We start from the raw sequence: 15,203 nt of genomic DNA, 5'->3' as shown, positions 1-15,203 counted from the left end.
TTTGGTGTGATGTAATGGATTGAGGTAAAAATAAAATGGATAGAGCACAAAAAGGAATAAATTTTTTTATGCTCTATTTTATTGTAGTTATAAACGAAGTAAAAAGTTATCTCTGTTTAAAGCAGAGGTATGGTATTGCCAATTAATTTTCACTATTTTTTCTATAATTTTTTTTAACGCAGAAAAACTATTTGGCTTATTAATATATATGTTGGCTCCGTTAACAAACGTTTCCTCTATATCTTGCTCAGATGAAGATGTAGAGTAAATTGCAACACATAAATCTTTAAGCGTAGCATTGTCTCGTATTTCTTTTAAACATTGCATGCCGTTTTTTATAGGCATATTTAAATCTAAAAATACAATTTCTGGTAAAACAACGTCAGGTAAAGTTATGTAGTCCATAAGTTCTTTACCATCATTAAATAACGATAATTTTGTTTTTACATCAATCTCCGTAATAGCTTCCTCAAACAATAATCGATCGTCAGAGTCATCGTCGGCTAAAACTATATTCATAATATCTATAGCCATATGTTTAAGGTTTTATGATTCATTTTTTTTTCGTTTCTTAATTATCCGCTGAAAAGCAGAAGGTGTTAAACCAGTTGTTTTTTTAAACTGGGAAGATAAATGTGCTACACTACTATAATTTAATTGATGCGCAATTTCTGTTAAAGTATAATCTCTATGTATAATTAACTCTTTAGCTAAATCTATCTTTTTTAGAATTATAAAATTTTCTATAGATGAGTATGTTGTTTCTGAAAAAACAGAAGACAAATGCGCATATGAATAGTTTAACTCTTCTGCTAAATAGTCTGATACATTGTACTTATTAGATTTTTCCGGATCATTTATTAGCGTAGTAATAAGTTCTTTAATGCGTTGTACTAGTGCGTCTTGTGGGTTAGCAATAACCTCTATACCGTATTTATTTAATACTTCTGTTATTTTCTTTAACTCTGCATCTGTTGGTTTTTTCTTAAACTCAACCTCACTTAAACTGTGTAATTTGTATTCCAAATTTAATGCGTGTAACTGCTCCTGTAAAACGGCTTTACAGATAAAGTTATAATCAAATTTGATATTCATTTTCATAAAAACTGATGCTAATTTAAAGCTATATTATTTTTAAAAATATGCGTTATATACTGTCAAAATTATTTTGCTAAATATAGGCTTTTTATCAATATACATATGTTTTATAGTCTATACGCGACAAAAAAACCAGTTTATTTTTTAGTTTGTTAATTTTTAGGTAGTTATGTGTGTTTAGTTTTTACTTATTTGTAGAATTTAAGTATAAAAAAAGAGATGCAATATGCATCTCTTTTTTATTCTATATTTTTTTAACTGTACTAGCTAATATCTTCTAAAAATTTGATAGTGTTTAGTTCAGATTTTATGGTATTCATTTGTGTTAATAACACGCTAGCAGTACTAGACGGTAAAGTGGTATCATTTAAAACACTTTCATACTCTTCTACAGCTGCTTTTTCTCCTCTAATAGACTCTTCTAACATTGCTTCTGCTTCTTGGTCTGCAAAAAATGCTTTGGTATCCATCCAAGCTCTGTGCATAGTACCAGTAATACTACCACCTTTTTCTGGTTTTTCTCCAAACCTAGCAATTTCAGATTTTAACTGATGTCCAAAATCATAACGCTCTTGACTTCTTTTATTAAAGTATGTTTTAAGAGCGTTGTGGTCTGTGTTTTCTGCTGCTTTTTTATACCCTTTTTCAGCATCGTATGTTTTTTCTAATAAGTTGTTTAATTTTGTTCCTACTTGTTCAGTGTATGTTGTCATTTTTATATAAAGATTAAATTACCGAACTTATTTTTAGTGATATAGTCCGTTTAATATCATACTCAAATTTACGAGTAATGTAAGGGGTAGATTAACGCAAATAGTTTACTTTTTTGCTCATATGATTTAAGAGTACAATTACTGTTTTTTTACAAAAAAACGCTAAATCTTAGTCTTAAGATTTAGCGTTAGTAAAGAGTATTATTTCTTATGTTTTAGCTGCCTTGTGTAATGGCTTTTGCATTAATAAATTCGCGTACACCAAAACCTCCGTGTTCTCTTCCGTAACCAGAGTTTTTAACTCCACCAAAAGGCATATTTGGGTATGCTAAACCGTAAGAGTTTATATGTATCATACCTGTGTCAAAATAATTTTTAGCTAGGTCCATGGCTTTATCAATATCTTCACTAAAAATACCACCACCTAAGCCAAATTTGCTATCATTTGCAATACGCATAGCGTCATCATTATCTTTAGCTTTTATTAAAGATGCAACCGGACCAAAAAGTTCTTCGCTATACGCGGGTTGGTCTGGAGTAATGTTTGCAATTACGGTAGAAGGGTAGTAGTACCCTTTTGTATCAGGTATTTTTCCGCCGCACAAAATCTCTGCACCCTTTTCTACACTTTTTTCTACTTTATCATGCAGTTGCTCTCTTAAATCTTTACGTGCAATAGGTCCTAAATCAAATTCATTTTTGGTAGGGTCACCATATGTCATACTTTTCATAATGCTAACAAATTCAGTTTTAAATGCATCATAAACTTTATCTGCTACTATAAATCTTTTTGCAGCAATACACGTTTCTCCGTTATTATATAGTCTAGCTTCTGCACAGATTTTTGCCGCTTTGTTAACGTCTGCATCATCTAAAACAATGTATGCATCATTACTACCCAGTTCTAAAACTGTTTTTTTAATTGCCTCTGCAGATTTTACAGCAACGTGTTTACCAGCAGCAGAACTACCAGTTAAAGTAACACCTTTAACATAATTGTTAGCAATTATTTCATCAGACACATCGTGGTCTATAACAAGTACTTGAAACAGATTTTTTGGTAAGCCAGCCTCTTCATATATTTCTTTTAACTTTAAAGCACAACCAGTTACATTTTTAGCGTGTTTTAGTAAAACACCATTACCAGCCATTAAGCTAGCAATAGAGTAACGTATAGGTTGGTACAAAGGAAAATTCCAAGGTTGTATACCATAAACTACACCAATTGGCGAGTAGTGTATGGTACCTTTACCACCATCATAAAGTGGTCTTTCTTCACCTTGTAATTGTTTTATTCCTTCTGTAGCAGTGTAATTGCAAATTGCAATACACAAATCTATTTCTTGATAGCTTTGGCTAAGTAGTTTACCCATTTCTTGGGTCATTAGCGCAGCATAATCATCTTTATGTTTTTCTAAAGCTTTACCAATAGATTTTAATACTTCTGCTCGTTCTTCTAAAGATTTTAATTTCCAATCTAAAAAAGCATTGTGGCAATCTTTTACCTTTTTGGCAGCTTCATCACCATTTAAATATGTATACTCTGCTATGACTTCTTCAGTAGCAGGATTTATTGTTTTAAATTTATTTTTGTCTGTGCTCATTGTGTGTTCTTTTAATTTATTCCTCTTCTCCGTCTTACTACTATAAATTATCTTTATTTGTGTTGGCCCTTTCTGGCTCTTCCAAATTTTCTTTTAATTCACCACCTTGACCAAACAAACTGTTTTCCTCATCAATTAAATTGTTCTTAGTGTAAATTTTACTTTCATTTCTACCAGGTATATCCAAATCTTTTCCTTGAAAATCTATCGGTTCTTTTCTATTTAATAATAACTCATCGTCACCTGTATCTACTCTTAAACCTTTTTTGCCAATGGCTTGTAAGTCCTCTTCAGTAATGTTAGAATTATAAGTTTCTGTATCTGTATTAACTTTATTTTTTTTATCTGTGTTCATTATATTTTTTTTTAATGTGATGTTTCTTTCTTCATTCTTGCTTAAAAAAGCAATTGCTATTCTAAATTTATACTACCTAACACCCATTTTATCTTTTGTTTTATTAAGCTGGTGTTCTAAATCACGAATAGTCTCTGCTATTGCAGCTTCAAAATTATCTGCATTAGTAGATGCAAAAATTCTAGGGCCTGGCATACTTAAACGTATATCGCAAATTTGCTCTTGATCATCAGACCTGTTTTGTACTTTAAAAAATACATCTGCACGGTGTACAAAATTGAATTTCTTGTGTAAATTATCTAGTTTTTCTTTAGCTATAGCTTCTAATCTACTGCTTGCTGTAACATCGTGGTATTCGTATATAATTTGCATATTTTTCTTTTAAGTTTGTATTTTATTTTAAATGGCAGTAATTACTATTTAAAATGATCTTTGAGAGTTTATGGTTTCTAATAAATTAGATTTAGATGTGCTTAAACCATATATTTCTTGGTCTGGATCCATAATTTTGGTATCACTTAAATTACCAACATACACTGCATCAAAACCAATATCTTCTATTAATTCTTTTACTACAGATTTACTTTCTTGATCTTGTGCTGCAAATGGTACAGATAATTTATCTGTGTCTTCAAAAGCACGGTTCTTTAAATCTGAAGCTTTAATGGTGTTAAAAGCTTTTGCTGTTTTGGCAGAACTAAACTTCATAGCAGTATACTCAGACGCGTTGTAGTTTGCATCTCTAACGTCTTGTGCCATTTCTCCGTCTCTTTCTGGATATGGGTTTGTAGCATCTAGTATTACGCTATTTGCGTATTCGCCAGCATAAAGCTCAGATATTTGGTCTATAGCTTTGTATGGCATTGCTAATACATAAACATCTGCCTTAGCTTCAAAAGTATCTGTAACACTCATTGCTTTTGCATTAGGACCAGCTTCTTTAACTAAGCTACCTAATTCTTCTGGGTGTCTAGAACTAAACATAACATTATGTCCTGCTTTTGCCCAATGTTTACCTAAATTACCTCCAATATTTCCGCTTCCTATAATTCCTATTTTCATATTATATTGTTTTATATTCTGATGTAACAGAATGTTATACTTTTCTTGTTACATCAATATTACAACAGATTAAAAGTTTGGATTAACTGAAAAAGGTTCTTTTTTAATGCTATCCGTAAAATGAAGCATTTATGGTTTTTTTTGAAAGAAATAGATGTTTTTTGCGAGTTTTTGAACGTTTTTTAATGTTTTTGAGGATTTTTTGGTTTAAAGACTTTCCTGAGATTCGCCGTACTGGTTTTTGTAAATGCGTACTAATATTAAAAAAAGACTAACCAATAAAGGACCAAAAATTAATCCTATAAAACCAAACAAAGGAACACCCACTAGTACACCAACAAGCGTAATTAAAGGGTGTACATCATCTAACCTTTTTAAAATAAATAATCTAAAAACGTTATCTGTTGCTCCAATGGCTACTAAGCCATAAATTAAAATTCCCCAGGCTTGGAAAGTATCACCATTAGAAAGTGCTAATATAAATACGGGTATAGTTCCTAAGGCACTACCTACAAAGGGTATCATAGAGCCAACGGTTACTATTGCTGCCCAAAAGAAAGGATCTTCTATACCAAAAATTAAGAAACCAATAAGGCCAACCACACCTTGACCTATAGCTACTAAAGGAATACCTAATGCGTTAGCTTTTACATTTGCACTTGTTTCCTTACCTATTGTTTTTAAATTTTTATCTTTAATTGGTATATACTCAAACAGAGATTCTTTTAGCTTTTTTCTGTTGGTTAGCATAAAAAATAGAATAAAGTACATTATAGTTATAGAGATAACCATATTAAATGTGCCACCAGCAAAATTTTGAAGATTTTCTGATAACCAAGAGGTGATAGAACTGGTATCTATATCTGTACCCATATCTATATTAAAAAAAGACTCTACTTTTTGTAATTGCTCTTTACTAGCATCTATAACTTTTTGTGAGTTATCTACGGCGTATTTTATTTTAGTTCCCATCATTAGACCTAAGCCGGCAATAGGAATCATTATACATAAAAAGGAAAGTATCATTAAAAAAATAGCAGCAATGTTAGGGAGCCAGCCTTTGTTTACCAATTTTTGCATTGGCTTTTTTAGAATAACGTAAATGGTAATAGCACCTAAAACACCACTTAAATAGGGTAGAATCTCTTTAAATATGAGTCCGCCCATAAGTACTATAAGCATTAAAACAAATATTTGTCTTATAATGTGTGGGCTAATGTATTTCATATTTTAATGTATTTAGTTAGGTGATTATTGTGTACATCAAATTTTAGAAAATACCCGGAGATCTCTTAATTGTATCAGATAAAAGGTTAACTCTTATAAAGCAGTTATTCTTTTTTTATACTAATAGATTTTGGCTCTATACCATCTCCGTATCGTTTGGCAAAAACATAAGTAAACTCTGCTCCAAAAAATAAAATTAGCGAAGAGTATGAAACCCATAAAAGTATAAGAATAATGCTTCCGGCTGCACCATATGTAGATCCAGGATCTGCCTGACCAAAATAAATACCTAATAAAAGCTTACCAACAACAAAAAGTACAGCTGTTAAAATAGCGCCAATCCATACTGTTTTCCATTTAATTTTTGCATCTGGTAAGTATTTAAACATTAAAGCAAATAGTATAGATATTATACCAATAGACAGTGTAAAATCTAAAATGTAAGCTAGGTATAATAAAACATCTGGTAAAACTTCGCGTATGTAATTATTTAAGGCACTAATTGCAGTGGTAACAATAAAACTAACAAGTAATAAAAAACCAATAACTAGTATAAAAGCAAAGCTAAGGGCGCGGTCTGTAATTATTTTCCAGATTTTAGCATTAGGGTTTGTTTTAATTTTCCATATTTCATTTAAAGATATTTTTAATTGATAAAACACACCTGTAGCACCAAAAAGTAAGGTTCCTATACCAATAATAGTAGAAATAAGGTTTTTATCAGAGCCTTGAGTTTCCCCAATAATGTTTTCTATAGCTTTAGCAGCATCACTACCTAAAGCAGAGGAAAACTCTTCTGTTAAATTTCCTTGTACAATATCTATTCCCCATATAGAACCAACAACATTTATAATAATAACTAGTAATGCAGGTAAAGCTAAAACCGTATAATAGGCAACAATTGCACTAAGCCTAAAAGGGTCATCTGCCATCCAAGAAGTATATGTTTCTTTTAATAGAGATGGCAACTCTTTAAGCTTAAAATTAGAAGATTTTTTTTCTTGTATCATTTGTGTTGTCTTTTAATAAAGCACATCTAATAAAGTTAGGTGCTGGTTACAAACTACATTAGTAAACCAAAGTTGCTTGTTTTTATTAAAAGGCATTAATCCAAATGAATTTATTGTTAATGCAATTCCGTTCTAAAGTTTTTGATAGGATTATTTACTATAATTTTTTCTGTATTGAGCAGGAGAGGAGTGGTGTAGTTCTTTAAATTTTTTAAAGAAGAAGGGAAGAGATTCATAACCACAAGCGTATCCAATTTCGGAGACAGATTTATTTGTGTGTAGTAACATTCTTGTAGCAATATTTATACGATACTCATTTAAAAATATAAAAAATGTACGACCCATAATTTTTAAAAAGAATCTAGAGAAAGATTGTTCTGACATATTTACCTCTTTACTTACTTCTTTTAAGTAAATTTTACGGGTATAGTTTTCTGCTATAAATGAATGAACCTTAGAAATTTTACTAGTATACTCGTTAGATATGTTTTTTGTAAAACTACTGTTAGATAATGTTTTGTAGGGAATATGGGTTAATTTTAATAATAATTTTAAAAGAGAAACATACAAATTGCTGCCATCTTGGTTTATAGTTTCTTTTAATAATGAAATAACTTTTTTACTTTCTTTTTTATTAAAAATAACTCCTTTAGAAGCTGTGTTAAATAATATATTTAGCTCTTTTAACTCTGGTATGTTAGCGTAAATATCTTTGTTCCATTGTATAACAAAAGAGTTAGATTTTATAGCACTACTTTTATAATTTGTCCAACAATGTGGCACATTAGATTGTATTAAAACTAATTCTTCTGGTTCATAAGCACCAACATAATCACCAATAAACTTTGTGCCGTAACTCTCTTCAATATAAGTAAGCTCTAGTTGTGGGTGAAAATGCCACGGTGTTTCAAAATTATCATTTATATAATTAAAAGCTACAATACTTTTTTCAACACCTAAAGGAATAGTTTCTAATATTGGTTTCATTTTAAGTAAATATAGATGATATACATATCATCAATTTTAATTAAATATAGTTTATTTTATTAATTAGTGTCTAATTTAAATTTTAAAGTGATTAAATAGTTTATTTTTTTGATGAAATAGAGAATTAATACTACTGCTTAAACATAGATATTTGTTTTAATCTAAACTATTAAACTATACTTATGGGAAAGTGTGAATTTGCAGATGCTTTTAAAGCAGAGAGGAAAACTTCTGGAATAGGTAAAATGGATGATCAGGGAGACCCTGTAATTATGTTGCTAAACCATAAAGATGTACGTAAGGCAGCCCATAATTATAAGGCATTTTCATCAGAAGCTGTTCCAGGTCGTATAGTAGTACCCTCTGAGGTAAATATACGTACCACCCGCCAAATACCTTTTGAGGTAGACCCACCAATGCATAAAGAATATAGGTCTATACTTGAGGCTTGGTTTAAAAGACCTTTGCAAGATGTTTATAAAGACAAATTAACTACTATAATTAGTACTGTTTTAGATGATGTTTTATCTAAGGATAAAGTAGATGTGGTATCAGATTTGGCATTAGTTATACAATCTAGAGCTTTAACTCTTTTATTAAATGTTCCGTTTGATAAGTCTGTAAAGTGGATATCTTGGGGAACTCACGTATTTAGAAGTGAAGGAGAAGCTTTAGACGGTGATAAAGCAGCTATTCTTTACAATTATATTGATGAAGAAATAGACAAAGCAATACAAAACCCATCTGATGATTTGTATAGTATATTATTAGCTGCAGAGGTAAATGGTAAAAAGCTAACAAAAGAGGAAGTAAAAGGTGTATTAATATTAACTTTTGCAGGTGGTAGAGATACCGTTATTAATGCTTTAACTAATATGATTAGCTACTTTTCTGCAAATAAAAAAGCATTGCAATACATAAATTCTAACCCTAATATAATTAACAATGCTGTTGAAGAATTTATAAGATATTTTTCTCCTTTAACCCATATGGGACGTGTTGTTACAGAAGATACTACAGTTTGCCAACACGCTGTAAAAGCAGATAGTAGAATATCTCTATGTTGGGCATCTGCTAATAGAGATGAAAAAGTTTTTGAGAATGCTGATGAGGTAGTTTTAGACAGAAAAATTAATCCGCACGTAGGTTTTGGTTTTAGTCACCATAATTGTTTAGGAGCAACACACGCAAGACAAATTATGAGAATTACAGTAAAACTATTAGCAGAAAAAGTAAGTGATATTACTGTTTTAGAAGCAGAAGAAAATATAGAGAATTTAGGAGATTTTAATAGAAAAGTAGGGTACAACTTTTTAAAAGCAACATTTAAGAAAAAATAAAATGGCAAAAATTACATTTATAACAAGTAGTGATGAAAAAATAACTGTAGATGGTACAGAGGGCTCTGTTATGGAGTTAGCAGTAAATAATAATGTAGCTGGTATAGATGGCGATTGCGGTGGCGTATGCTCTTGTGCTACTTGTCATATATTTGTTGTTCCAGAAGATCTAGACAAAGTAGGTACAGCAAGTGAAATTGAAACAGATATGTTAGAGCTGGCAGATGATGCAAATGAATACAGTAGACTTTGTTGTCAAATTCCTGTAACAGATGCACTAGATAATGTTGTTTTTACTGTAGCTAAATAAATAGGATGTATACTTCTAAAGATATTTGTGTAATTATAGGAGCTAGCCACGCAGGTGTAAATACAGCATTTAATTTACGTAAAGAAAAGTGGCAGGGTAGGATTATTTTAATAGACGTAGATCCAGAATTACCATACCACAGACCACCTTTATCTAAAACTTATTTAACAGATAATGCATCTGTTAAAAACCTTTTAAAACCAGTAGAGAGTTATAAAAAGGAAAACATAGAGTTACTTTTAGGAAAAAAAGTAACTCACTTAAATGAGTCTACCAAACAGTTGGTATTAGATGATGCTACTAAAATTAATTACACAAAGTTAGTTTTAGCCACCGGAGCAAAACCTATTGTACCGTCAATTACAGGTTTGCAAAATTGTAAAGCTTATTTCTGTTTACGTACAGCAGAAGATGTTACCAATATTAAAAAAGCTTATAATGCCAGTAAAAATAAAAGAGTGGTTATTATTGGTGGCGGATATATTGGATTAGAAACTGCTGCATCATTGCAAAAAATAGGAGCAGAGGTAGTTGTTTTAGAGCGCGAATCTAGAATTTTAAAAAGAGTAGCTACTAGTGTTATTTCTAATTTTTTTAGAGATTTACATACCCACAACGGAGTGCAAATTTTTGAAAATAAAGAAGTAAATAAAATTGAAAATGAAGCAGATGTAACTAAAGTTTATTCTACAGATGGGTCTTGTTACAAGGCAGATATTCTTATTTTAGGTGTAGGTGTAGTTCCCAATACAGATTTGGCTAAAATGGCAAACTTAGATTTAAAAAACGGAATTTGTGTTTCTAATACAGGTGTTACAAGTAATACGTCTATTTATGCAGTAGGTGATTGCAGTTATCATTATAATCCACATTATAAAACTTATATAAGGTTAGAGTCTGTACAAAATGCAGTAGACCAGTCAAAAGTTGTTGCAGCATCTATTGCAGGTAAAGAATACGTTTATGATACAATTCCTTGGTTTTGGTCAGATCAATATAATATAAAGCTCCAAATTGTTGGTTTAGCAAATAACTACACAGATAGTATTGTTAGAGAAGAACAAAATAAAGAAAATGTAATTTCTGTATGGTACTTTAGAAACGATGAACTACTAGCTGTAAATGCCATAAACAATACAAAGGCATATGTTTTAGGAACAAAATTTATTAAAGAGGGTAAAAAAATAGATAAAGAAAAATTAGCAAAAGCTAGTATTCCTTTATCTAAAGACCTTGCTTTGGCTTTTTAAAAGCACAAAGTAATATGTTATTTATCTAAAATTTTTGTTGCTTTAAATACTGCATCATTTTTACATTTAAATCCCATTGGTCTACCAGGTGTTTTGTTGTATTAGGTTGATAAGGCATATAGGGATAAGGACCAAATTCTGGACAAATATAAAATGTGTCCTTTTTGGTCTTTTGAGCATTGCTAATAATTTGTTTCCACCAATTGGTAAATGTATCTAAGTATATTTTATTTTCATCTGTAAAAGGGTAATTTACTTGTGACTTTTGTGTATCTGCTATTCTAGCGTGTAAATACCTCGAGTTATTTATAGCTTTATCTACAGCTGTTTTTTGGTCTTCTAATAAACTTTCTGATACTACAGTCCAATGTGAAAAGTCTGCGGTAAGTTTTAAATTAGGAAACTTATTAATAAAGTTCTCTGTAGTTTTTGCACTATAATTAAACCTACCTCTATGTGTTTCATGGTATACGTTTATACCAGTTTCTTTTTCAAATTTAAAAACAGTTTCTAAAATAGCACAGTTTTCATCAAAAGTAAAAAAATCTCTACCTGTATGCGAGTTAATAAAAATTGGGTTAAACTCTGCTAACTTATATAAACGCTCTTCTAAACGTTTACTATATTCAGTTACAGACTCATTTAAAGGTTGTAACCATTGCTGGCCAATAAGATCTAAATCTGTAGAGCTTAAAATAGACTTTAATTGTGTCTCAAAATTAATATTAGCAGGTATATTTACTTCTACAGCGTTGTAACCAGCATTAATAACATTATCTATAAAAACGTTAGCACTTTTGCCGTCTTGACCCCAAAAAGGGCATACATATTTTAGTTTCATTTTATAAAAAGTATGAGCAATAAAAATACAAAACTTGCTCCTGTTTACGGTAATAAACAAGAGCAAGTTTTAAAATATTAACAGTTAAATATTATGGTCTAAGTGAAGCCTCAGAAACGCTTAAATTATCCATATAAAAACTTATTATTTCAGGATTATCTTGGTTATAACCTCTTATTTGAAATGATTTATCACCAGTGGTGCTAAATTCTACAAAAGTAGAACTGTATACCCATTCACCTACAGTAAAGTCACTACCAAAATTTGGATTTCCACTTACGGCCCAATCTGTGTCTGGGAACCAAAAGAAACGTAGATCTGGATCAAAACCAGCGGCATTATTATTACCTAAACTAGTTACGTACACCCAAACACCAATTTCATAAGTTTTACCAGCTTCTACAGAAAAAGTTATATTGTCTCCAGATGTTGTTTTGTGTCCAATTATCATACCTCCATTGGCATCCATTTCTATATAAGCACTCTTAGTACCATCTTGTGCTTGGTCAGTAGAAATTTCTAAGCTATATGCATCCCATGGAGCTCCCCAATTTGTATATGGCCAATTAGCAGCGGTAGAGTTTTCAAAACTATAATCATAGTCTGATGATTCTTTCAAAATATTTACTTTATTAAAAATAAGCTGACTATCTACAAAGCTTTCAGACTCTACACCATCTAAAGTTTTTAATGCTCCTTTGGTATAACTTACGTTTATAATATCATTATTATAAATAGTAGTACCATCTAAATTAATTAATACAATGTTACCCTCATCACTGTCTATATTTACTGTACCAACAGTTGCAGGTATATTGGTTTCATTATTTGTTATTGTAACATTAAAGTCAGCAGCATTTAAAGATGTTTCATCCATTTCTCTACTAAAAACAAGTGCAATAGCTCCGTTTTTATCAACAACCTTTTCTAAGTCTACAGGGTCTGTAGAAGGTATTACTTTTATTAAATTTTTAAAAGAAATTGTATCGCCACCAAAAGGTCTTTGTCTTGTAGCAGCAAAGCTTAAATTGTATGTGCCTTGTCTTTTGTATTTTACATTAACTTCTGTGTCAGTACCATCAAAAGTTGCAGGGTCACCACCGTCTATGTTCCATTTAAAAACTTCAGGTTCACCATCTACAACATATGAAAATTGTACAGATCTACTGGCAACAACTTCATTTTCTGCATTATCACTAATATCTAACGCAGCACCTAAAGTACCGTCTGGATTTATGTAATTAGCTTTAATTTCTGTTTTTACAGGATTTAAAACAGTAACAACTATTGTTGTGTCTAATTCTTTTCCTTTAAGCTGCGTACCAACATAAGCATCATTCTTAAAAACTTGATTTAAAGTAACATTATGTACACCCGCTTTTTTAAATGTAGCTTTTACGTTTTGTTCTGCAGAATTACTTACGTTTGCTGTACCTTCTGGAAAATTCCATTCTCTAGATACTACACCAGGAGAAGCATCACCAAAAGTAATACTACCATTAATTTCTACTTTATTTTCAAAATCCATCTCAGAGGTAAATATAACCCTGTGACTAGGTTCTGTTAACCCTTCAGTATCATCCTCATTACAAGAAGCAATAAAGATAAAAGACATAAAAGCCAACCACAATAATTTTGGTCTTAATATATGTTTCATATTGTGTTTTTTAGTTGTTAAAATTATCATTTGTTTGTAATTCTTGCGCAGGTACAGGAAAGTAGTCATGGGTAGTAGAATCATAATTATCTACAGCCAAAAAGAAATCTGGTCTTATACGTTCTTTAATAAATAAAGGAGCAATACCGTTATCATCTATAGCTAATGCTGTTTTGTTTTCTGTTCTCCAAACCTCGTCTGCTCTTAGCTCTGTAAATACGTCTTTAACAATACCCCACCTTACTAAATCTTTCCAACGGTGACCTTCATAACATAGCTCTAATGGTCTCTCTACTCTTTGTATATGAGTCATTACACTGCTAGGAGAAGCAGTAACTAATGGCTGTGTGCCATGTACTTGCTTGCTTATGTGTAATTGCGGAAACATACCTCCGTTTTCATCCATATATTGTTGTAGTGTTTTTACACCAGCTCTGCTTCTTACAAGATCTATATATGTAATAGCCGTTGCAAAATCGCTACTATTATTAATTACTGCTTCTGCATACATTAAGTATACATCTGCAAGTCTAATGTGTCTAAAGTTAATACCAGATCTATTTCTACTATCCTCTGCTTTTAAGCTATACCAATTTGTAAATTTTTTAATATAAGCACTTTGTCCAAATGCCCAGCCTCCTTTTTCACCAATCTCTAAGCCATAATACAAGCCTTCACCATTAATTGGTACAATACTAGAATTCATTCTTTTAGACCAAGTATTGCCATCGTTAATAGGGTTTGTAAGGTCTACTTCATCATTTGTAAAAAGCTCGTGTAAATAATATGTTGGTAATAGAGTGTTGTATGCGCCAAAGCTTAATTGCCCTAAAGCAGTTGCCATAGTAGAGGCCTCTGCGCCCGAGTTGCTAGGTGTATCGTCTACATTACCACCAGGTACTCCAGGGCTTAGTTCTGCAGAGTAAGCAACTTCAAAAATAGACTCGCTATTAAATTCATTCTCATCTGTATAGTTGTCCATAACATTAGGTGTTAGTTGGTACAAATCAGACTCTACTACATTTTTAAATTGTGTAACTGCATTTGGCCAATCTTTAGCATATAAGTATACTTTACCTAATAAAGATGTTGCAGCTCCCCAAGTAACTCTACCAGTATCATCTGCACCCCAAGTTCTTGGTAAATTATTTTGAGCAAACAATAAGTCTGGAATAATTATAGATGAATTTACATCGGCAATGGTAGACATAGGTTTGTTTAATTCTTCTTCTGTTTTAGGTATCCCCGTGTGTATTATAGCACCACCGTAAGTGTTAGCTACTTGAAAATAAAAGAAAGCTCTTAAAAATTTTGCCTGTGCTTCAATCTGTGCTTTACTATCTCCAGTAAAGTTAGATTCGTCTGCTTTTTCAATAAACTCTATAATTTGGTTTGCTCTAAATATACCAATGTATAGTTCGTTCCATTTATCGGTAACGTAGTACGTAGCATCTGTATATGTTAAGTTTCTAAAGGCAGTTGGCCTGTACCAAGATTCAGATCCTGCAATGTCTCCTAGAGCCATTTCAAATTGTAATTCTCCGCCACTAATACTTTGAAACTGTAGAGCACCGTATACAGTTGTTAGTCCACTATTAAATTGTTGTTCTGTTTTCCAAAAAGTTTCAGATGTAATAGAGTTAGGATTTTCTTGGTCAAAAAACCTGTCTTCATTACAGCTTGTGAGTATAAGTATAGTAACAAGTGTTGCTATAGTTAAATGTATTTTTGATATTTTCATAATTGTAA

Annotated in this window: 16 protein-coding genes; 3 read left to right on the top strand and 13 right to left on the bottom strand. The window is 31.3% G+C overall.

Annotated features, from left to right (window positions below):
- Positions 1-87: 87 nt before the first annotated feature.
- From AX016_RS14975 to AX016_RS14930, 10 genes are all read right to left on the bottom strand, one after another.
- Positions 88-534 (bottom strand): response regulator, encoded by a 447-nt coding sequence (locus AX016_RS14975; RefSeq protein ID WP_100896385.1) that lies wholly within the window; start codon positions 532-534, stop codon positions 88-90.
- Positions 535-546: 12 nt separating this feature from the next.
- Positions 547-1,101: a helix-turn-helix domain-containing protein gene (locus tag AX016_RS14970; RefSeq protein WP_100896384.1), complete on the bottom strand. Its 555-nt coding sequence runs from the start codon at positions 1,099-1,101 to the stop codon at positions 547-549.
- Positions 1,102-1,361: 260 nt separating this feature from the next.
- Positions 1,362-1,811, bottom strand: a complete 450-nt coding sequence (locus AX016_RS14965) for a ferritin-like domain-containing protein (protein WP_100896383.1) — start codon at positions 1,809-1,811, stop codon at positions 1,362-1,364.
- A gap of 215 nt (positions 1,812-2,026) precedes the next feature.
- Positions 2,027-3,415: an NAD-dependent succinate-semialdehyde dehydrogenase gene (locus AX016_RS14960; RefSeq protein WP_100896382.1), complete on the bottom strand. Its 1,389-nt coding sequence runs from the start codon at positions 3,413-3,415 to the stop codon at positions 2,027-2,029.
- A 40-nt stretch (positions 3,416-3,455) separates the two neighbouring features.
- Complete coding sequence (locus AX016_RS14955) at positions 3,456-3,770, bottom strand: hypothetical protein (RefSeq protein WP_100896381.1); 315 nt, start codon at positions 3,768-3,770, stop codon at positions 3,456-3,458.
- A 72-nt stretch (positions 3,771-3,842) separates the two neighbouring features.
- Positions 3,843-4,142, bottom strand: coding sequence for a ribosome hibernation-promoting factor, HPF/YfiA family (gene hpf, locus AX016_RS14950; protein WP_100896380.1), 300 nt, complete (start codon positions 4,140-4,142; stop codon positions 3,843-3,845).
- A 48-nt stretch (positions 4,143-4,190) separates the two neighbouring features.
- Entirely contained in the window at positions 4,191-4,847 is a 657-nt protein-coding gene (locus AX016_RS14945; RefSeq protein WP_442861208.1) for an NADPH-dependent F420 reductase, read from the bottom strand.
- A gap of 192 nt (positions 4,848-5,039) precedes the next feature.
- The gene (locus AX016_RS14940; RefSeq protein WP_100896378.1) at positions 5,040-6,059 is read right to left on the bottom strand and encodes an AI-2E family transporter; all 1,020 of its coding nucleotides are present in this window, start codon (positions 6,057-6,059) and stop codon (positions 5,040-5,042) included.
- Between the two features lie 104 nt (positions 6,060-6,163).
- Positions 6,164-7,069 carry a YihY/virulence factor BrkB family protein gene (locus AX016_RS14935; protein ID WP_100896377.1) on the bottom strand — a complete coding sequence of 302 codons (906 nt, stop codon included), beginning with the start codon at positions 7,067-7,069 and terminating at the stop codon, positions 6,164-6,166.
- 150 nt (positions 7,070-7,219) lie between these two features.
- On the bottom strand, positions 7,220-8,056 hold the full coding sequence (locus AX016_RS14930; protein WP_100896376.1) for an AraC family transcriptional regulator: 837 nt from the start codon (positions 8,054-8,056) through the stop codon (positions 7,220-7,222).
- A 182-nt stretch (positions 8,057-8,238) separates the two neighbouring features.
- Between AX016_RS14930 and AX016_RS14925 the strand changes: the two genes are divergently transcribed.
- The 3 genes from AX016_RS14925 to AX016_RS14915 are packed head-to-tail and all read left to right on the top strand — an operon-like array spanning position 8,239 to position 10,956.
- The gene (locus AX016_RS14925; RefSeq protein WP_100896375.1) at positions 8,239-9,396 is read left to right on the top strand and encodes a cytochrome P450; all 1,158 of its coding nucleotides are present in this window, start codon (positions 8,239-8,241) and stop codon (positions 9,394-9,396) included.
- A gap of 1 nt (position 9,397) precedes the next feature.
- Complete coding sequence (locus tag AX016_RS14920; protein ID WP_100896374.1) at positions 9,398-9,706, top strand: 2Fe-2S iron-sulfur cluster-binding protein; 309 nt, start codon at positions 9,398-9,400, stop codon at positions 9,704-9,706.
- Between the two features lie 5 nt (positions 9,707-9,711).
- Positions 9,712-10,956 carry an NAD(P)/FAD-dependent oxidoreductase gene (locus tag AX016_RS14915; protein ID WP_100896373.1) on the top strand — a complete coding sequence of 415 codons (1,245 nt, stop codon included), beginning with the start codon at positions 9,712-9,714 and terminating at the stop codon, positions 10,954-10,956.
- A gap of 25 nt (positions 10,957-10,981) precedes the next feature.
- Here the strand turns inward: AX016_RS14915 and AX016_RS14910 are convergent, their stop codons facing one another.
- From AX016_RS14910 to AX016_RS14900, 3 genes are all read right to left on the bottom strand, one after another.
- Positions 10,982-11,797, bottom strand: a complete 816-nt coding sequence (locus AX016_RS14910; RefSeq protein ID WP_100896372.1) for a sugar phosphate isomerase/epimerase — start codon at positions 11,795-11,797, stop codon at positions 10,982-10,984.
- A 91-nt stretch (positions 11,798-11,888) separates the two neighbouring features.
- Positions 11,889-13,454: a PKD domain-containing protein gene (locus AX016_RS14905; protein WP_100896880.1), complete on the bottom strand. Its 1,566-nt coding sequence runs from the start codon at positions 13,452-13,454 to the stop codon at positions 11,889-11,891.
- Positions 13,455-13,464: 10 nt separating this feature from the next.
- Positions 13,465-15,195 (bottom strand): RagB/SusD family nutrient uptake outer membrane protein, encoded by a 1,731-nt coding sequence (locus AX016_RS14900; RefSeq protein WP_100896371.1) that lies wholly within the window; start codon positions 15,193-15,195, stop codon positions 13,465-13,467.
- Positions 15,196-15,203 lie beyond the last annotated feature (8 nt).

This window comes from Cellulophaga sp. RHA19, from assembly GCF_002813425.1.
In the GTDB taxonomy this organism is placed as follows: domain Bacteria; phylum Bacteroidota; class Bacteroidia; order Flavobacteriales; family Flavobacteriaceae; genus Cellulophaga.
This window is presented reverse-complemented; position numbering and strand designations above follow the sequence as displayed.